The organism is Nocardia sp. NPDC004711 (assembly GCF_053601595.1).
Genome location: NZ_JBSGCB010000008.1, coordinates 224,716 through 243,581 on the forward strand (window position 1 = coordinate 224,716; position 18,866 = coordinate 243,581).

An 18,866-nucleotide genomic window follows, 5' to 3' on the forward strand; every position below is an offset into this window, starting at 1 on the left:
ACGGCCTAGCCGCCGGCATGCACCGCCAGCGCACGCCGGGCGTAGGCGCGCACATCGGCATCGCTGTCCGCGCGGGCGGATTCGAGGGCGGCCAGGGCGGCGGCGGATTCCGGCCAGGTGCTGAGGGTCAGCACCGCGGCCTTGCGAATGTCGGGGTGGATATCGGCGAGGGCCCGGCTCAGCGGTTCGACCGCTCGATCCGGTCCGACCGCGGCCAGGCCGCGCGCCGCCCCCTCCCGGATCTGCCATGCCGAATCACCCAGTGCGGCGGTCAGTGTCGCGGCATCGGAGTCGGCGCCCAGTCGCGACAGCGCGGTGAACGCGGCCGCGCGGACCAGTGGGTCGCGGTCCGTGGTGAGCGCGCGGACGGTGTCGGCGCCGCCGAGACCGATGGTGGCCAGACCGCGCGCGGCGGCAATCCTGACCTCGCGATTGTCGTCGTGCGCGGCAGCGGTCAGGGCGGTCCAGTCGTCCAGGGAGACCAGGGCGTGCACGGCCTGGATGCGGACGCGGTGGTCGGCGTCGACGGCGGCCTTGGCGAAGAGCTCCGCCGAGCCGGACCGCAGGGCGCGCAGCAGGTCCACTACCACGGCGCGCACGATCGAGTCCGGGGAATCGGCGTGCCGCACGAGACCGGTTGCGGCGGGCAGGATTTCGGTGAGTTCCCGCAGGCCGGACACGGCGGCCGAGCGCACTTCCGCGTCCTCGTCCGCGAGCGCCGCGATCAGCTGCTCGGCGAAGCCGTCCGGCGTGTGCTCGGTGAGGACCGCCAGGGCGGTGGCACGGACCCGGGGATCCGCATCGGAGAGGAACGGCAGCAACTCCTGGGTGCCGGGTGCGTCCAGGCTCAGCAGTAGCGCGATCCGCGGTGCCACCACGTCTTTCGTTGCGACGCCCGCGGCCGGCGCATGCGAGCGCACCTGCGCCCCGAGGTTGGGCGGGGTGCCGATGAGGGCGGGCTGGTCCACCGGGACGACGGTGTCGTCGGTGCCGGGCAGATCATCCAGCCCGGGCACCGGAACGAAATACGGTGCGACCGGCCGCTTCAGGAATTCCATCCGGCCGTCGGCGGTCTTGCGCAGGTTGAGGTGGTACCGCCATTCGACGTCGTCGCGTTCCGGCAGGTCGGCGCGCTCGTGGTAGAGGCCCCAGCGGGATTCGGTGCGGGTGAGTGAGGAGCGGGCGGCCATCTCGGCGCAGTCCCGAATGAAGGTGACCTCGGCGCAGCGCATGAGCTCGTGCGGGGTGCGCGCGCCCATGGCGGTGAGGTCGTCGCGCATGCGGTCGAAGGTCTCGATGGCGAGGGAGAGCTTGGTGGCCGTCTTGGGCGGGGCCACATAGTCGTTCACGAACCGCCGCAGCTTGTATTCGACCTGCTGCTGCGGCGGCCCGTCGGGATTGCGCAGCGGGCGGTAGACGAGTTCGTGGGCGGCGGCGAGCTGGTCGGCGGGCAGCGCGCCGGGAGCGGTGATCTCGCCCAGGGTGGATGCGGCGTGTGCGCCGGCCAGGTCGCCGTAGACGAACGCGCCGATCATGTAGTTGTGCGGGACGCAGGCCAGGTCACCGGCGGCGTAGAGACCGGGCACGGTGGTGCGGGCGTGTTCGTCGACCCAGACGCCGGAGGCGGAATGCCCGCTGCACAAACCGATTTCGGAGATGTGCATCTCGATGTCGTGGGTGCGGTAGTCATGGCCGCGGTTGGCGTGGAAGGTGCCGCGAGTGGGGCGTTCGGTGGTGTGCAGGATGCTCTCGAGGGCGTCGAGGGTCTCCTCGGGCAGGTGTGAGACCTTGAGATAGATGGGGCCGCGGGCGGATTCGATCTCCCGCTTCACCTCGGACATCATCTGGCCGGACCAGTAGTCGGAGTCCACGAAGCGCTCACCGAGCGCGTTCACCTGGTACCCGCCGAACGGATTGGCCACATACGCGCAGGCCGGGCCGTTGTAATCCTTGATGAGCGGGTTGATCTGGAAGCATTCGATGCCCGAGAGCTCCGCGCCCGCGTGGTAGGCCATGGCGTAGCCGTCACCGGCATTGGTCGGATTCTCGTAGGTGCCGTAGAGGTACCCGGAGGCGGGCAGCCCGAGGCGGCCGCACGGGCCGGTGGCCAGAATGACGGCCTTCGCGCCGACCGCGACGAATTCACCGGTGCGCGTGTTCAAGGCGGCCGCGCCGACCGCACGCCCTTTCTCGGTGAGCACCCGCACGGGCATCAGCCGGTTCTCGATTCTGATGCGCTCGCGCATCTTCCGCTGCCGCAGCACGCGGTACAGCGCCTTCTTCACGTCCTTGCCCTCCGGCATGGGCAGCACGTAGGACCCGGACCGGTGCACCCGGCGCACGGCGTATTCGCCGTAGGCGTCCTTCTCGAACTTCACGCCGTAGCGCTCCAGCCGCTGCACCATGGCGAAGCCGCGGGTGGCGGTCTGATAGATGGTGCGCTGGTTGACGATGCCGTCATTGGCGCGGGTGATCTCGGCGACGTAGTCCTCGGGTTCGGCCTTGCCGGGGATGACGGCATTGTTGACGCCGTCCATGCCCATGGCCAGCGCGCCGGAGTGGCGGACGTGCGCCTTCTCCAGCAGCAGTACGTTCGCGCCCGCTTCGGCGGCGGTGAGCGCGGCCATGGTGCCGGCGGTGCCGCCGCCGATCACCAGCACGTCGCAGTCGAGGCGGGTGGTGTCGGCGAGATCGGGGATGTCCATTACTTGGTTGCCTCCGTGAGGTCGCCCGAATGATCCAGGGCGGCAATGATGTCGGTGCGTAGCGCGCTGCGATCGACCCCGGTTTCGCGTGGGCGCGGAACCTCCAGCAGCGCGCGCAGGGGTTCGCCGGCGCGGCCGAGCACCGCGATGCGGTCGCCCAGCAGTAGCGCCTCGTCCACGTCGTGGGTGACGAAGACGAGGGTCGCGGGATGCTCGCGCCAGGTGTCGATCAGCAGGCGCTGCATGGTGTTCCGGGTTTGGGCGTCCAGCGCGCCGAAGGGCTCGTCCATCATGACCGCGCGGGGCGCGCCCGCCAGTCCGCGGGCCAGCTGTACGCGCTGGCGCATGCCGCCGGACAGCGATTTGGGCAGGAAGTCGGCGAAGCCGGTGAGCCCGATCTCGGCGATCCAGCGGTCGGCCAGCGCGCGTCGTCCGGCCCGGGGTTCGCCACGGAGCTTCAGGGCCAGTTCGATATTGGCGCGCACGGACTTCCAGGGCAGCAGGGCATTGTCCTGGAAGACGACGGCGCGGTCCCGATCGGTGCCGGTCACCTCGAGCCCGTCCGCCAGCACCCGGCCGGTGTCCGGCCGCAGCAGGCCCGCCAGGGCGCGCAGCACCGTGGACTTCCCGCAGCCGGAGGGTCCGGTGAGGATCAGGATCTCGCCCGGTCGCACAGTCAGCGACAGGTCGCTGATCACCGGCGCGACCGTGTACGACAGCCCGACCCGGTCCAGGGTCAGATCGATTCCGGCGGTGCTCATTTCACGGACTCCTCACCGCGGGGCAGCCAGTGCGTGACGCGCCGCCCGAGCAGTTCCACGGCGGCGGAGGTGGTGTAGCCGAGCACGCCGATGGTGATGATGCCGACGAAGACGCCCGGGTAGTCGACGATGGTGTACGCCTGCCAGGTGCGGTAGCCGACGCCCAGCCGGCCCGAGATCATCTCGGCCGAGACCACGCAGATCCAGGCCACGCCGATGCCGGTCGACAGTCCGCCGAAGACGCCGGGCAGGCTGCCCGGCAGCACGACTCGCCACAGCACGTCCCAGCGCGTCCCGCCCTGTGTCCGCACCGATTCCTCCCAGATGACCGGCAGCGCGCGCACCGCGTGCCGGGTGGCGACCATGACGGGGAAGTACGCGGCCAGGAAGGTGATGAACACGATTCCCGCCTCGTCGTCGGGGAACATCAGAATGGCCACCGGCACGATGGCGATGGCCGGAATCGGCCGGGCCAGCTCGGTGAGCGGCCCCAGCGTGTCGGCGATCCACCGCGAACGCCCCAGCGCCACACCGGATGCCACCCCGGCGACGGCCGCCAACCCGAATCCGGTGAGGATTCGGATGAGCGACTGCCCCAGATCGAGATAGTAGGTGTCGGTCCCCAGTTGATGCTGAAACGCCCGCACGATCTGCGTCACCGTCGGCAGGGTGTCGAACCGCACCCAGAGCCGGAGGTGGGAGGCGGTCAGAAACTGCCAGACACCCACCGCGGCCAGCACAGACAGCGCGCGCACCAGGCGCGACCGCCATACCGTCCGGCCGGCCCCGGAGCCGGCCGCGCCCACCGCCCGTGCGGGTGCGGCGGCCGGCGACGCCGGACGGGCCGCTACCGCCGTGGACGCGGTCATCGTCCAACTCCGTTGCGCCACCGAATGCTTCGGCCCGCTTCGGCCGTTCGCCGCCGACCCGGGATCACATCGTTCCGCGGCCGGGCGCTCACGGCCGGACCTCGCTGACGGCCTGGTCGAAGGACACCGTCACACCCGACGGGTGTCCGCCCAGATAGCGCTGCACGGCCGGCGCGGTCGTGAAGGGCAGGTAGCTGTCCCCGTCGCGGACCCACAGCGCCTTGTCGGCGAACCAGCGGGTGCCGAGTTCGGCATCCGGCACGTAGGCGGCGCGGACCGTCTTCCCCTGTGCCCGCGCCTGTTTGATCGCGCGGAGCAGGCTGGTGGGGTCGGCGGCGGGCTGGGTGACGTCCTGGCCGGTGAGCCAGATCTCGCCGGCCAGCGCCGGATTGTCGGCAGCCCGGTTGGCCACCGGATCGGTGCCGGCGACGGGGGCGGGGTTGGTGGTGCGCGCCAGCTCCGCGTCGTAGTTCAGGCCCCGTTCCGCGAACGCCTGCTTCAGCGCGGCCGGGTCGACGAACCTGTCGATGTCGAGGTCGGCGAAGTCGCCGATCGACTTCAGGTACGGCACATCACCTTTGAACGCGGCGATGAGCGCGGGCTTCAGCGTGGTGTCGAAGGAGGTTCCGCCCGGCCCGTTGTACAGGTACACGACCTCCGGGGCCAGCCCGGCGTTGTCGGCGACCACCTGCGCCGCTTCCAGGGGGTGCTGGTGGATGAAATCGGTGGCGTCCAGCTGGGCCTGCAGGAAGGCATCGAGCACCTCGGGATGCTGCGCGGCGTAGTCGCGGCGGGCGACCACGCCGTGGAAGGTCGGGACGTTCAGTTCCGCGCCGTCGTAGAGCAGCCTGGCCTTGTTCTGGAAGACCAGCAGCCCGGGCCAGGCCACGAACTGCGACAGCGCCGCCACCTGCCCGGATTCCAGTGCGGAGGAACCGATCTGGGGCTGCTGATTGAGCACCTCGACTCCGGACTTGGGGTCGATGCCCGCGCGGGTCAGCGCCTGCACCAGGGTGCCGTGCCCGGCGGAGCCCACGCTGGCCGAGATCTTCCGACCGGCCAGGTCGTTCAGGGATTGCGCCTTGGAGTCGGGAGCTACCACCACCATATTGAGCGCGCCCTTGGGGTTGTAGCCGGTGATCGAGACCAGTTCGGTCTTCGATCGCTCGCTCGCCTGGGTACGGGAGCCATTGATGAGCAGCGGATAGTCGCCCATCGAGCCGATGTCGATCTTCTCGGCCACCATCTGCGCGGTGATGGGCGCGCCGGTGTCGTAGTCCTGCCATTCCACCGCGTACTTCTTGCCGCCCGCGGCGCTCAGGGTGTTCAGGCGCTGTTCCAGAAAGCCCTTGGCCTTCAACAGGGTTCCGGCGGTGACGGTATTGATGGTCTTGGACTGGTAGCCGATGACGACCTTGACGGTGTCACCGTCGCCCGTGCTCTCGAGCGAGCAGCCGGACGCGGTCAGGGCGAGGGCGGCGGCCAGGGCGGCCGTAGCGAGGCGGGCGGGGCGGTTCTCACGAAGGGTCGACAGCATGGGTTTCCTCAACGCAGCAGGTAGGGCATGTTGACGGTGACGGCGCCGGTGGGACAGCGGGCCGCGCAGGGGCCGCAGTACCAGCACTCGTCGACGTGCATGTACGCCTTGCCGTTGTCCGGGTTGATCGCCAGCGAATCCAGCGGGCAGATCTCCACGCACAGCGTGCAGCCCTGGATGCACAGCGATTCGTCGATGGTCACGGGCACGTCGGCCCGGTGCTCGACCACAGCCATCTAGATCAACCTCCAGTCGGTGCCCGCTTCGGCACCGGGTGAGCGCTCCGGTGGCCGGATCAGGCTGCCGCGCATGGTGATCCGGTCTCCGCGCATGCGGATGTATTCCAGGTCGACCGGGCGGCCGTCCTCGAGTTTGGTGAGCCGCTCGAGCAGCAGCAGCGCGCCGCCCTCCGGCATCTGCAGGGTCATGGCCGAATGGGCGTCGGCGGTGATGGCCTCGAGCGCGAGATCGGCGGATCCGAGTGGGCCGCCGCTGATCTGCTCGATGAGGGCGAAGACGTCATTGCTCTCGAGATCGCGGGTGACGACCTCGTCGCCGATGTCGGGGGCCAGATAGGTGAGGTCCAGGCTCAACGGCAGGTCGCCGAGGTATCGCAGGCGCTCGATGTACACCGCCTGTTCGCCGGGTTCGAGCCGCAGCTTGCGGGCGACCGCGGGCGGCGGCAGCAGCCGCCGGGCCGCACGCACCTCATTGCGGACCTCGCCGTGTCCGCGCAGGGTCTCCTTCAGACCGAGCAGGGCGTCGAGTCCGTGGTCGTATTTGCGCTGGGCGACATGGGTGCCGATCTTCGGGGCGCGTTCGATCAGGCCCTCGTCCTTGAGCAGGGTGAGGGCGTCGCGAATCGTGTTCCGCGACACCGCGAATTCAGCGGCCAGCTCGTGTTCCGGGGACAGCGCCCCCTCGAACGCGCCCGCGTGAATCTGCTGACGCAGCACATCCGCCACCTGACGGGCACGATCGGCCCGGCGCAGGGGTGCGCGCAGCGGTACCGGTTCCGGCGACACCTCGACTCCTCTCAACGCCTTTGACCTGTGGTTTCAGAACTGTAGAGGCGATGCGGGAGGGCACCGGGGCACGCACCGGAGGGCCGCGCGGGCGGTGCGTTTCTACGCCGCCCGGCCGTCCGCGCGGCCTGCCGAAATGCCGGTGATTCGAGCTATTGCGCCACCGCGACCGCGGGTGGCGGACTTGGAATCACGCTGAGCGGAATGCGTGCACCGGACCCGGGTCCGGAGTGGGCTCGGGGCAGGCCCGCTTTCTCGAGATGCGGGACGGCGACGTGGCGTGCACCACATTTTCCGTCGGCTCTGCGCGACCGGTTCGGTGGCGTGAAATATCAACCGGCACAAAAGATTCGGCCGTACGGCAGGTTGTTCGGAGGGTTTGCAGCCGAGACGGGCCGACAGGCCCGAGGCTGCCGGGACGGACGCGCGCGCCTTCCGTTCGTCGTGATCGGAATGATACTTTGATCCTATGTCTGCCAGTCGCCCTCTCTCCGCGCCGCGGGTCACCTACGTGACCATCGCGCTGGGCGTTCGGCTGCCGCGGCAACGGGAACTGTGTTGTCCCTGCCGTCGCGCAGCCGAGTTCTGACCCGGATCGTTCAAGCCTCACCGCCCACCCGGATCCGGGTTCCTCGCTGCACCGCTGATTCCTCCATGTAGGCATTCGTCCCCCTGTCGGCAGGCGGGACCGCAGCAAGGATTGCGAAAAGTGTCCAGCCCCACGCTCGAACGTCCCCATACCGCCGTCTCCACCGCGACCGCACGGCTGGCTCCGGCCCGCCCGGCGGTGCCGCCGGAGCTGCGCATCACCGACAATCCGGCGGCCGCCGTGCTGCGCGCCGCCACCCGCGGACCCATCTTCCGCGATATCGCCGCACAGGCCACGGGTCTGAGCATCGCCACCGTGAATCGCCAAGTGTCCGCGCTGCTTTCGGCCGGACTGCTGCGCGAGCGCGCCGATCTGACCGCGTCCGGCGCGGTGGGCCGCCCGCGGGTGCCGTTCGAGGTCGACACCGACACCTACGTGACGCTGGGTGTGCACATCGGCTTCACCGTCACCCGCATCGTGGCCGCGGACCTGTCCGGCCGCATTCTGGGCGGACTCGAAATCGCCACGCCCCAAACGGGTCAGGACGCGGCGCTGACCATAGTGGCCCGCAGCGCCAAGGCGTTCCTGGACCGGCTGCCGCGGCGGCGGCCGCTGTGGACCGGCGTGGCGCTGGCCGGGCGGGTGGATCCCGCCGCGGGCGTGGTGGACCATCCCCGCCTGGGCTGGCAGGCCGCGCCGGTGGCGGCGGTCTTCAGCAGCGTGCTGGATCTGCCGGTCTCGGTGTCCGCGCACGTCGAGGCGATGGCGGCGGCGGAGCTGCTGCTCACCCCGCGCGAGCCGGGTGAGGAGGCGCGACCGGGCAGCAGCCTGTTCGTCTACGCCCGCGAAACCGCCGGTGTGGCAGTGACATTGCACGATCGGGTGCACACGCCCGCCAACGGCCCCGGCTCGATCGCGCACCTGCCGACCGGCTCGGAGGTGGATTGCACCTGCGGCCGGCGCGGCTGCTTGGAGGCCGCCATCGGTGAGCGCGCCCTGCTGGAGCGCGCGGTGCGCAAGGGCGTACTGCCCAAGCCGGAGGCCCCGCGTCGCCCGGCGATCACCGATCTGTACCGGGCCGCGGACTCGGGCAATGCCGCCGCCCGTGACCTGCTCGTCGAGCGGGCCGAAATCCTGGGCCGCACGGCGGCTCTGGTGCGCGACATGTTCAATCCGGACCGGGTGGTGCTGGGCGGTCAGGCGTTCACCGGCTGGCGGCCCGGCATGGAGCGGGTCGCCAAGGCCTTCGCGGAGTCGACCACCCTGCCCGCGGCGGATCTGCGGATCAGCCGATTCGGCGGACGGGTGCAGGAATTCGCGGCGGCGGTGACGTCGGTGAGCGTGTTCTACGCCGATCCGCTGTCGGCCATGCGCCGGGCCACCCGGGCCCGCTAGCCCGATACGACGAAATCCCCGCCGGCGCGTCCGGCGGGGATTTCCTTGTGGCCGAAGGGGGTCGGGCCGGACGGTCCACGGTCCGGCCCGGCCCCCGGTCCCGCAAGCACGCGAGGCCCTTGCGCGCACTGCGGGTTTCCCCGCCGCCCGCCCCGGAGTCCCCTTCCGGGCGGGCGGCGGTGGTCTCAGGCGGCGCGCACCTGCGGGGACAGTCCCCACTCGCGAGCCAGCAGGCGGTGCGAGTTCACCCGGTTCTCATGGTCGAAAGTCACGCTGGTGACCAGGATTTCGTCCGCCCCGGTGAGCCGTTGCAGGGCGCGCAGGCGTTCGGCGACGGTGGCCGGGGAACCGACGAACTGGGTGGTGATCCGGTCGTCGACCAGGCGGCGCTGCTGGTCGGGCAGTGGCGGCGCGGTGTCGGGATCGAGGTATTCCGCCGCGCCCGCACCGCTGCGAATGCTGTAGACCCAGTGGCCGTAGGTGGCGGCCAGGTGCTGGGCGGTGGCGTCGTCCGCGGCGACCACCACATCGGCGGAGACCACCAGGTACGGGCGTGGGAAGCGGGCGGACGGGCGGAAGGCCGCGCGGTAGGCCTCGACCGTCTCCACGACGGTGCCCGGCGAGACGTGATAGTTCGCCGCGAACGGCAGGCCCAATCGCCCTGCCAGCTGTGCACTTTCACCACCGCTGCTGCCGAACAGCCAGGGCTGCACATCGGCGCCCTCGCCGGGGACGGCGTGCAGCTCGACGCCGTCGGGCGTGACATAGGTACCGTCGAGCAGCGCGAGAATCTCCGCGATCTGCTCGGTGTAGGGCAGCGGTTGCGCGCCCGGCAGGTGCAACGCGCCCAAACCCGCTCGCACCCTGGAGAAGTCGAGCAGCTGGCCGGGGAAGAACGGGGGCGGGATGACCACGCCGTCACGAACCTCGGTGGGGCGATCCGGCGCGGGCACCGGCGGCACACCCGCCGACCGCACCTGGTCCGCACGGTGACCGGAGCGCCCCAGCCCCAGGTCCAGGCGACCCGGGTAGAGGGCGTCGATGGTGCCGAAGGCCTCCACCACCGAGATCGAGGTGTGGTGCCCGAGCTGCACGGCCGCCGACCCGACGCGAATGGATTCGGTTGCGGCGGCGATCAATCCGATCAGCGTGGTCGGCGCGGCGCCGGCCACCTTCACGAAGTGATGCTCGGCGACCCAGAACCGGTGGTAGCCGAGCCGTTCGGCCTGCTGGGCCAGGTCGATACTGTTGCGCACCGCCTGCTGCGGCGTGGAGCCGGCGCTGATCGGGGCCAGGTCCAGGACGGATAGCGGAATGGTCATGCGGTGTGCTCCTTACGCGGATCCTGTTCGCCCGCTTCGACGGCCAGCGGGAGCCGGTTCTCGGCCGGAGCGACCGGGCAGGTGGCGTAGTCGGTGAACGCGCAGGGCAGATTGACCGCGCGATTGAAGTCGAGGACCACGGTGCCGTCGGCGGCGGGCCGGGACAGATCCAGCCGCCGCACGCCGCCGTAGGTGGTGACGCCGCTGGTGGCGTCGGTGAAGAGCACGTGCAGGCCGCGCGTCTGGTTACCGAAGACGACGAGTTGCCGCTGCTCGCCGTCCAGTTCGACGGTCACGGTTCCGGTGGCGGCGTGGTGGTGTTCGAGGCCCTCGACCACCGCACCCGTGGTGACCACCCGGGCCACCTCGAAGGGTTCGAACCGGCCGGTCACGACCCAGGCCGGATCCGGCCGGTAGACCGGGATCTCGGTGAAGGCCGCCAGGGCCGGCGACGCCGGATCGTGGACACGCAGCGCGAACTGCCCGGTCCGGCGGATCACCTCGATGACACGGTCACCGGTGCGGACCTCGAGCCCCGGGGCGCCCTCGCCCGGGGTGAGCACCGCCGAACCGGCGAGTGCCGCGCCGTTCAGCAGCAGCTGCCCGGCCTCCTCGGATCCCACTGTCACATGGACGTTCTCGCCCTCGGCGCGCCAGCGGCCGGGCAGGCCGTCGACGGTCTCGTCGTGCTCCCCGAGCCAGTGCAGGCCGGTCAGGCTGAGCCAGCCCAGCGGTTGGCGGGCCCAGGCGGCTCGTTCGGCGCGGAACGCGGCCCACTGCTGGTCGAATTCGGTGGCGGTGGCGGTCATGAGGCGCGGACTCCTTCGGTGCCGTGGTGGGGGTGGCGCAGACCCAGGTGGTCACGCAGGGTCGTGCCGGTGTACTCGGTGCGGAAACTGCCCAGGGACTGCAGTTCCGGGACGACCTTCTCGACTAACTCGTCGAGACCGGTCGGTGTGAGATGCGGGACCAGCACGAAACCGTCGGCGGCATCGGACTGGACGTAGTGGTCGATCTCGGCGGCCACCTGCCGGGGCGTGCCCACGAACTGCCGGCGGGCGGTGGTCGCGATGATGAGCTCGCCAATGGAGAGCTGCTCTGCCTCGGCCCTGGCCCGCCACGCCTCCGCGATGGCGCGCGGATCGCGAGCGTGCCGGACCCTGCCCCGGGTGATGTTCACATCCTCGGCCGGATCGATGTCCGGCAGCGGGCCGTCCGGATCGTAGGCGGAAAGGTCACGGCCCCAGACCTGTTCGAGGAAGGCGATCGCGGTCTGCGGCGTCACCTGCTGCCGGCGGATGCGATCGGCGCGGTGCACCGCTACCCGGGTGCTGTGCGGATCGGCCGCGCGCACCGCCACCGGCGGCTGCCCCTGCGGCGGACGCGGGGTGATGGACGGGCCCTTCACCGAGAAGTGCTCACCGGCGACGTCGATGTAGTGCAGTTTGTCGCGGTCGATGAAGCGGCCGGTGGACGTATCACGGATCTCGGCGTCGTCCTCCCAGCTGTCCCACAGCCGCGACACCACCTCGACGGCCTCGTCCGCCTCCCGCCAGCGGGAGCGGGCATCGAAGAGGTCCTCGGCGCGGGAGTCGGCGCGCCGCCAGGAGGCCGGGTGCACGCCGGCGCCGGACAGTTCCAGGCCCAGCAGCAGCGGAGGGAGATGCGGCATCAGGCTGTCCTTTCGAGCGGAAGGGGGACCTCGGGCGGGGTCGCCCGGGGGACGGCCGCGAGCAACTCGCGGGTGTAGTCGGTCTGCGGATTGTCGAAAAGCTCTGCGGTGGTGGCAGTTTCGACCACACACCCCTGGCGCATGACGGCCACGCGGTCGGCCAGGCGGCGGACCACGGCCAGGTCATGGGAGATGAACAGGTAGGCCAGGTCCAGGTCGGTCTGCAGCCGTTCGAGCAGATCCAGGATCTGGGCCTGCACCGAGACGTCCAGGGCCGACACCGGTTCGTCGAGAACGATCAGGTCCGGGCGCAGGGCCAGCGCGCGGGCGATGGCGACGCGCTGCCGCTGGCCGCCGGAAAGCTCGGCGGGGCGGCGATCCAGGTAGGCGCCCGGCAGCGCGACCTGGTCCAGGAGTTCGGCGGCCGTCGCGCGGCGGGACCGGCGATCGCCGATTCCGAACGCCTGCAAGGGTTCCGACACGATCGTGCCGATACTCAGCTTGGGGTTCAGCGACACGTACGGGTTCTGATAGACGACCTGGACGCGGCGGCGGAGCGCCCGCAGCCCGGCCCCTTTCAGCGCGGTGATGTCCTGCCCGTCGAAGGTGACGGTGCCCGCGTCCGGTGCGGCCAGCCGGGCGATGATGCGGGCGGTGGTGGACTTGCCCGAACCGGATTCGCCGACCACGGCCAGGGTTTCGCCCCGATTGATCTCCAAGGACACGTCGTCGACCGCGGCGACCGTGAAATCCCCGGCGACACCGAAGGATTTGCGCAGCCCGGTCGCCGACACCAGCGGCGTCGCGGGCTCGCGGACGGGTCGCGGATGCTGACCCCGGTCGAGGGTGGGGGCGGCGGCGATCAACCGCTTCGTGTACTCGTGCTGTGGCTTGCCGAGTACCTCTGCCGCCGTGCCCGTTTCGACGATCAGTCCGTTCTGCATGACCGCGATGCGGTCCGCGCGTTCGGCGGCCACCGCCAGGTCGTGGGTGATGAGCAGGACCGCCGCACCGGATTCCGCGGTGCGCTGCGCGAGGTGGTCGAGAATACGACGCTGCACGGTGACGTCGAGAGCGCTGGTCGGCTCGTCGGCGATCACCAGTTCGGGGCCACCGGCCAGGGCGATGCCGATCAGCACACGCTGGCGCTGGCCGCCGGACAGGTCCTGGGGATATTGCCCGGCCCGCACCTCCGGCCGATCCAGTCCGGCCTGCTCCAGAATCCGCACCGCCTCGAGCCGGGCGGTGCGTCGATCCGCCCGGCCGTGAATGCGCAGCACCTCCCCCACCTGATCGCCGATGCGCAGCACCGGATTCAGCGAGGTGCCCGGGTCCTGCGGGACCAGGCCGATGCGCGCACCCCGGATCCGTTGCAGCGCCCGCTGCGAGGCGTGCTCGAGGCGCTCCCCGGCGAAGCCGATCGCACCCGCCGTGATCCGGCCGCCGTCCAGCAGCCCGATCACCGCGTGCGCGAGAGTCGACTTGCCCGAACCGGATTCGCCCACCAGCGCGACCGTCTCACCGCGCCGCACCTGCAGCGAGACGCCGCGCACGGCAGCCGTCGTCCCGGTACTGCCCCGGTATTCGACCCGCAGTCCCTCGATACTCAACAGCAGATCGGTCATCGGGCACCGTCCTGCTGCAGTGCGCGGGCGATCCGCTGGGTGGACAGCACCAGCACGACGATCACCAGCCCGGGCATGGTCGTCAGCCACCACGCGGTGGCCAGGAACCCGCGGCCGTCGGACACCAGCGATCCCCATTCCGGCGTCGGCGGCACCGCGCCGTAGCCGAGGAAGCTCAGCGAGGCCACGAACAGCACCGCGACCCCGAAGTCCACCGCCGCCAGCGCCGCCACCGGACCGTAGGCATTGCGCAGCACATGACGGAACAACACCGTGTGCCAGCGCACCCCGGAGGCGAAGGCCGCCTCCACATACGGGGCCCGCCGCACCCGCAGCACCTCGCCCCGCATCACCCGCGCGAACCGGGCGATGAGCGAAACACCCACGGCGATGGCCACATTGCGGGTGCCCAGCCCCAGCACGGTGATCATGGCGAGCGCGACGAGCAGATCCGGTATGGACAGCAACACGTCGACCACCCGCATGATCGCCGTGTCCACCGCGCCGCCCGCCGTGCCCGCCACCAGCCCCAGTAGCGAGCCCGCGATCAGCCCGAGCAGCACCGCGAACACGGTCGCGCTCACCGAGAGACCGGTGCCGTGCACCACGCGGGCGTACAGGTCCCGGCCGAGATGGTCGGTCCCGAACCAGTGCCCCGCGCTGGGCCCGCGCAGCTTCTGCGCCGGCACGCCGCGCAGGGGATCGCTACCGGCGAATGCCGCCGGGGCGATCGCCCATGCCAGCACCAGGAGCACCACAGCACTCGCCGCCAACAGTCCGAAATTTCCGCGCACCCACGCCACTGCGCGCCGCATCGGGACGATCGGCAGCGATGGCGTATCCGACAGCGCCACAGCGTCAGACATGATCGGGCCACCTACTTTCGCACGCCCGCCGACTCAGCGCGGGTGCCGGCCACGGCAACAGGTCCTCACGCATCGGACGCCTCCTCTTCGCCGACCCAGTAGGCGATGCCGGGATCGAGGAGCGGGTGGGTCAGGGTGATGACTCGCAGCCGGGAGCGCGGGCCGGAGGGGACGCGCAGGTTGTCGCGCAGGTTCCGGATCAGGTGAGCGGGCAGGAGGTCAGGCATGGGCGCGCTCCTTGCGGGTATCCCGGTGCGCCACACGGGGATCCAAGAGTGGATAGGCGAGATCGATGAGGAGGTTGACCGTGACGAAGACCAGCGCGGCGAACACGACGATGCCCTGCACCACCGGAATGTCCTGGTTCAGCACCGATTCCTGGGTGAGGCGGCCCAGTCCCGGCCGGGAGAACACGGTCTCGGTGACGACCGAGCCCGCCAGCACCTGGCCGACCCACAGGCCCGCCACCGTGAACGCGGGGGTCGCGGCGGGCCGCAGCACGTGGCGCAGCTGCACCCACCAGCGCGACGCGCCCTTGGCGAAGGCCACCGCCACGAACGGCTGCCGCCAGGTGGCGACCAGGCTGCTGTAGAGCACCTGGGCAATCACCGCGCCGACCGGGATGGCGATGGTGACCGCGGGCAGGATGGTGCCGCTGAACCCGGTCCCGCCGAGCGCGGGCACCAGCCGTAACCGGAACGAGAACAGCTGCAGCAGCAGCAATCCCACCCAGAAGCCGGGCATGGAAGCCCCGATCGGCGGCAGCGCGGTGAGCAATCCGCGCAGCCAGGGCCGCTCGGTGTAGGCGGCGGCCAGGGCGAGCCCGGTGCCGCCGAGCACCGCCAGCAGCAGGCCGAGCCCGGCCAGCGCGAGGGTCGAGGGCAGCGCCTCGGCCACGGCGCGGGCGACGGTCTGGCCGCTGAAGATGGAATGGCCCAGATCGCCGCGCACCGCGTGGGTGAGCGCCGTCCAGTACTGCGTCCAGAGCGGTTGGTCCAGGCCGTATCTGGCCCGCATCTCCGCGATGGCCGCCGCGTCCACGGGGGTGCCGGTGGCGGTATTGGCGGCTATCTCCACCGGATCGCCCGGCAGCAGGTACAGCACCACGAACGACAGCGTGAACGCCGCCCACAGCACGCCTACCGCCTGGAGTACCCGTCCGATCACATAGCGGCCCATGGAATTACCGCTGCAGCCAGGTGTCATGGAACTGCAACCGGGCCGACGCCTCGAACTTCACCCCGGCCACGCCCTTGCCCACGCCGATCGCCTGGGACAGTTCGATGGTCGGAATCCACAGGCCCTGATCCAGCACCGCCGACTGGGCGTCGCCGATGACGCGGGCCCGCGTGGCCGGGTCGGTGGCCGACAGCTGCTGGGCGAGCAGGGAGTCCAGCGGCTCGGCCGGGCCGCGGGCGTTCAGGTTGCGCTGGTCCACCGCGAAGGTGGTGCGCAGGATGTCGCCGTCGGCACGGGTGGAGTTGTAGTAGTCGAAGTCGAAGTCCTTGTTGTTCTGGCGCACATTCGATTCCGCCACCGACAGCGGCTCCAGGCCGAGATCGAATCCGACCGCCTTCAATTGCTGCTGGGTCAGTTCGAGGATGGCCTGATTACCCGCGAAGACCGCGGAGAAGATGACGCCCGCAGCCAGCCGCTGGCCGTCCTTGACCCGGATCCCGTCCGCGCCGGGCACCCATCCGGCCTGGTCGAGGAGCTTCTTCGCCGCGTCCGGGTCGTACTTCACCCGGGATGAAAGATCCACATACCCCGGGGTTTTCGAGGCGAGCACACTGGTGGCCGGTTTGAACTGCGGGCCCAGCACGGTGTCCACCAGTTCCTTACGGTCGAGGGCGGGCACCAGCGCCGCCCGCACCGCCGGGTCCCGCAGCGGTCCGCGGGTGACATTCACCTGGAGGCCGAACGGCACGCCCGGATTCGCGGTGAACTGCACCCGGCCACCACCCGCTTCGATCTGCGAAACATCTTGCGGCAGGGCGTCACTGATGGCATCGAGCTGACCGGAGGCGAGACTGCCGGTGCGGACCCCCGACTCCGGGACCACGGTGAACACGATCTTGTCCAGGTACGCCTCACCCTGTCCGGCGAAGACCGCAGAGCCCCAGGCATATCCGGCGCGCTTGGCCAGCGTGGCCGAGGCGTTCTGCTTCCATTCCGCATAGGTGAACGGGCCGCTGCCGATATTCGCGCCCAGGCAGCGGTCGTCGGCGGGCTTGGCGACCGAGGCGTCGGACTGGATCCCCAGCTGCGGCGTCGACGTCGCCTGCAGGAACTGGGCATTCGGCGCCGCGAAGTCCACCCGCACCGTGCGCGGATCCACCACCGTGCTGCCGGTGTATCCGGCCAGGTAGCTCGCGGCCAGCGGCGCCTTGGCCCCGCCGAGCGCGACAATGGAATCGAAGTTCTTGCGCACCGAGTCCGCGGTGAGCGGGGTACCGTCGCTGAAGGTAATGCCGTCCTTCAGGTGGAACGTGAACGACTTGGCGTCCGGGGAAACCGTCCAGCTGTCGGCCAGCCACGGCTTCAACGCACCGGTTTCCGGGTCCTGATCGACCAGTGAGTCGACAACCTGCCGGGTCACGTAGATGGTCTGATTCGTGGCGGACTGCGCGGGATCCGAGCAGGTCGGGGCCGACGACAGACCGTAGCGCAGGGTGCCGCCGGACTGCGGCGGGCCCGACGGCTCGCCATTGCCACCGGCGGTACCGCCGCCACCGCACGCGGTCAGCGCGAGGCTGGCGGCCAGCGCGCCCGCGAGCGCGAGGGGACGGGTCGCGCGGGCGGCGAGGGGGTGATTCATGCGGGGTCTCCGGACAGGTAGCGATCGCCGCCCAGCGGGCGGCTCGGAATGCGGTGGCGCAGTTCGGATGCGACCTCGGCCTGGAACAGCTCGAGGCTGTCGCGATGCTGGGCCTCGGTGCGGCCGTCGGCGTCGGCGCTCAGGTGGATCACCTCGTGGCCGAACCGCTCGTGATAGCGGCTCACCTTTTCCAGCACCTGTTCCGGGCTGCCGATGAGCGCCGAGGAGCGTGCGACGAAATCCTCCACCGTCTCGAAGACGATGGGTACGCCGAACTTCCGGGCCACGGCCTGACGGGCCTCGAAGACCGGGCGATACAGGTCCACGGCCTGCTGCGAGGTCCGGGTCACCAGAAAGCCCGCCGTACCCGCGCCCACCAGCGCCTCGGCCGGATCGTGCCCGTAGGCCGCCCAGCGTTCCCGGTAGTGGTCCACCAGTTCCGCGTACGGCTCGATCGGATAGGTGACATTCGCCGAGAACAGCGGATCCCCGTGGAGCGCCGCGTAATCCGCGGATTCCCGGCTGGTCGCGCTGCCGTGCCAGATGCGCAGGCGCGGTTGCAGCGGCCGGGGCAGCGCCTTGGCCTCGGTCAGCGCCGGCCGGAAGCGGCCGGACCAGGTCACGCTGTCGCTGTCCCAGAGCTTGCGGAACAGCTCGTAGCCCTCGCGATTGCGATCCCACTGGTCATCGGTGGTGACGTGGAACAGCTTGGCCTGCGCCGCGCCATTGCCCTTGCCGATGATCAGTTCCAGGCGCCCGTCGGAGAGATTGTCCAGGGTGGAGTAGTCCTCGAACGCGCGCACCGGATCCAGCAGGCTCAGCGTGGTGACACCGGTGAACAGGGCCAGGCGTGAGGTGACCGCGGCGATGTGACTCAGCACCACCGGCGGGGCGGCGGAGATGAACGGATCCTCGTGCCGCTCCCCCACCGCGAAGCCGTCGTACCCGAGGTCCTCGGCCAGCCGGGCGCTGTCGACCACGCGGCGCAACCGCTGGCGGGGCGTCTCGGCAGTGCCGGTCACCGGGTCGAGGGTGTGCGTGATCAGGGTCAGGAGCAGGAACTTCATGCCGGGACCGCCGCGGTGTCGCCGGAGCGCCGGCCGGCGGCGACGTACTTCTCGAACGGGTGCACGTGCCCGACCTCCTTGACGATGTCGCGCGGCAGCGCGGTGTAGCCCGCGGCCGCGTACAGCGCCACAGCCTCCGGCTGACGCGGACCGGTGGTCAGGTAGATGCGCCGGTAGCCGCGCCGGGCGATCTCGGCCTCCAGCTGCTCCAGCACGAACCGGCCCAGCCCCCGGCGGCGGTGCGCGCTCGACGTCCAGATCCGTTTCAGCTCCGCGGTTTCCGCGTCGAAGCGCTGGAAGGCGCCGCCCGCCACCGGTTCGCCGTCCTCCACCACGATCAGCAGATCGCCGTGCGGCGGCGCGAAATGACTGGCCGAATAGCCGGTCAGATCCGCGTGCACCTCGCCCGGGGTACGGCCGTAGCGGCTGCTGTATTCGATGGCCAGCTCCGCCAGCAGCGGCGCGGCCAGCGGATCGTGCTGAGCGACGTGGAATACGGTGCGCGACACGCTCATCCCTTCTTCTTGGGTAGTCCGGGCGGATTGATCCGCGACTGCGGCACGGCCTCGTTACCGAGGCCCCAGCGGTCGAGGACCTGTTTGTAGGTCCCGTGGT

16 protein-coding genes and 1 pseudogene are annotated in these 18,866 nt (G+C 70.6%); 1 reads left to right on the top strand and 16 read right to left on the bottom strand.

Annotated features, from left to right (window positions below):
• Positions 1-5: 5 nt before the first annotated feature.
• From ACWEKS_RS10385 to ACWEKS_RS10410, 6 genes are all read right to left on the bottom strand, one after another.
• Positions 6-2,705, bottom strand: a complete 2,700-nt coding sequence (locus ACWEKS_RS10385; protein WP_452339787.1) for a fumarate reductase/succinate dehydrogenase flavoprotein subunit — start codon at positions 2,703-2,705, stop codon at positions 6-8.
• A complete protein-coding gene (locus ACWEKS_RS10390) occupies positions 2,705-3,466 on the bottom strand; it encodes an ABC transporter ATP-binding protein (protein ID WP_452339788.1) in 762 nt (253 codons plus the stop codon). Before ACWEKS_RS10390 ends, ACWEKS_RS10385 begins: the two co-directional genes overlap by 1 nt.
• On the bottom strand, positions 3,463-4,335 hold the full coding sequence (locus tag ACWEKS_RS10395; RefSeq protein ID WP_452339789.1) for an ABC transporter permease: 873 nt from the start codon (positions 4,333-4,335) through the stop codon (positions 3,463-3,465). The genes ACWEKS_RS10390 and ACWEKS_RS10395 overlap by 4 nt, the downstream gene beginning before the upstream one ends.
• An 88-nt stretch (positions 4,336-4,423) precedes the next feature.
• The gene (locus tag ACWEKS_RS10400; protein WP_452339790.1) at positions 4,424-5,872 is read right to left on the bottom strand and encodes an ABC transporter substrate-binding protein; all 1,449 of its coding nucleotides are present in this window, start codon (positions 5,870-5,872) and stop codon (positions 4,424-4,426) included.
• 8 nt (positions 5,873-5,880) lie between these two features.
• Positions 5,881-6,108, bottom strand: a complete 228-nt coding sequence (locus ACWEKS_RS10405; protein WP_040853885.1) for a 4Fe-4S dicluster domain-containing protein — start codon at positions 6,106-6,108, stop codon at positions 5,881-5,883.
• The gene (locus ACWEKS_RS10410) at positions 6,109-6,897 is read right to left on the bottom strand and encodes a GntR family transcriptional regulator (protein WP_452339791.1); all 789 of its coding nucleotides are present in this window, start codon (positions 6,895-6,897) and stop codon (positions 6,109-6,111) included.
• Between the two features lie 709 nt (positions 6,898-7,606).
• On the opposite strand from ACWEKS_RS10410, the gene ACWEKS_RS10415 reads away from it, so the two are divergent.
• Positions 7,607-8,881, top strand: a complete 1,275-nt coding sequence (locus ACWEKS_RS10415) for an ROK family transcriptional regulator (RefSeq protein WP_354838796.1) — start codon at positions 7,607-7,609, stop codon at positions 8,879-8,881.
• 185 nt (positions 8,882-9,066) lie between these two features.
• Here the strand turns inward: ACWEKS_RS10415 and ACWEKS_RS10420 are convergent, their stop codons facing one another.
• The 10 genes and pseudogenes from ACWEKS_RS10420 to ACWEKS_RS10465 all read right to left on the bottom strand — a co-directional run bounded on the left by ACWEKS_RS10420 (position 9,067) and on the right by ACWEKS_RS10465 (position 18,766).
• Positions 9,067-10,203 carry an LLM class flavin-dependent oxidoreductase gene (locus tag ACWEKS_RS10420; RefSeq protein ID WP_452339792.1) on the bottom strand — a complete coding sequence of 379 codons (1,137 nt, stop codon included), beginning with the start codon at positions 10,201-10,203 and terminating at the stop codon, positions 9,067-9,069.
• Positions 10,200-11,012: a DUF1684 domain-containing protein gene (locus tag ACWEKS_RS10425; protein ID WP_452339793.1), complete on the bottom strand. Its 813-nt coding sequence runs from the start codon at positions 11,010-11,012 to the stop codon at positions 10,200-10,202. The genes ACWEKS_RS10420 and ACWEKS_RS10425 overlap by 4 nt, the downstream gene beginning before the upstream one ends.
• Positions 11,009-11,761: pseudogene (locus ACWEKS_RS10430) on the bottom strand (LLM class flavin-dependent oxidoreductase); the annotation flags it as partial. The gene ACWEKS_RS10425 and the pseudogene ACWEKS_RS10430, both read right to left, overlap by 4 nt.
• Positions 11,762-11,874: 113 nt before the next feature.
• A complete protein-coding gene (locus ACWEKS_RS10435; RefSeq protein ID WP_452339794.1) occupies positions 11,875-13,500 on the bottom strand; it encodes a dipeptide ABC transporter ATP-binding protein in 1,626 nt (541 codons plus the stop codon).
• Complete coding sequence (locus ACWEKS_RS10440; protein WP_452339795.1) at positions 13,497-14,366, bottom strand: ABC transporter permease; 870 nt, start codon at positions 14,364-14,366, stop codon at positions 13,497-13,499. Before ACWEKS_RS10440 ends, ACWEKS_RS10435 begins: the two co-directional genes overlap by 4 nt.
• A 65-nt stretch (positions 14,367-14,431) precedes the next feature.
• Positions 14,432-14,593 (bottom strand): hypothetical protein, encoded by a 162-nt coding sequence (locus tag ACWEKS_RS10445; protein WP_452339796.1) that lies wholly within the window; start codon positions 14,591-14,593, stop codon positions 14,432-14,434.
• The gene (locus ACWEKS_RS10450) at positions 14,586-15,545 is read right to left on the bottom strand and encodes an ABC transporter permease (protein WP_452339797.1); all 960 of its coding nucleotides are present in this window, start codon (positions 15,543-15,545) and stop codon (positions 14,586-14,588) included. Before ACWEKS_RS10450 ends, ACWEKS_RS10445 begins: the two co-directional genes overlap by 8 nt.
• Positions 15,546-15,549: 4 nt before the next feature.
• Positions 15,550-17,184, bottom strand: a complete 1,635-nt coding sequence (locus tag ACWEKS_RS10455; protein ID WP_452339798.1) for an ABC transporter substrate-binding protein — start codon at positions 17,182-17,184, stop codon at positions 15,550-15,552.
• Positions 17,181-18,251 carry an LLM class flavin-dependent oxidoreductase gene (locus tag ACWEKS_RS10460; protein WP_452339799.1) on the bottom strand — a complete coding sequence of 357 codons (1,071 nt, stop codon included), beginning with the start codon at positions 18,249-18,251 and terminating at the stop codon, positions 17,181-17,183. The genes ACWEKS_RS10455 and ACWEKS_RS10460 overlap by 4 nt, the downstream gene beginning before the upstream one ends.
• Entirely contained in the window at positions 18,248-18,766 is a 519-nt protein-coding gene (locus ACWEKS_RS10465) for a GNAT family N-acetyltransferase (protein ID WP_452339800.1), read from the bottom strand. The genes ACWEKS_RS10460 and ACWEKS_RS10465 overlap by 4 nt, the downstream gene beginning before the upstream one ends.
• Positions 18,767-18,866: the final 100 nt, after the last annotated feature.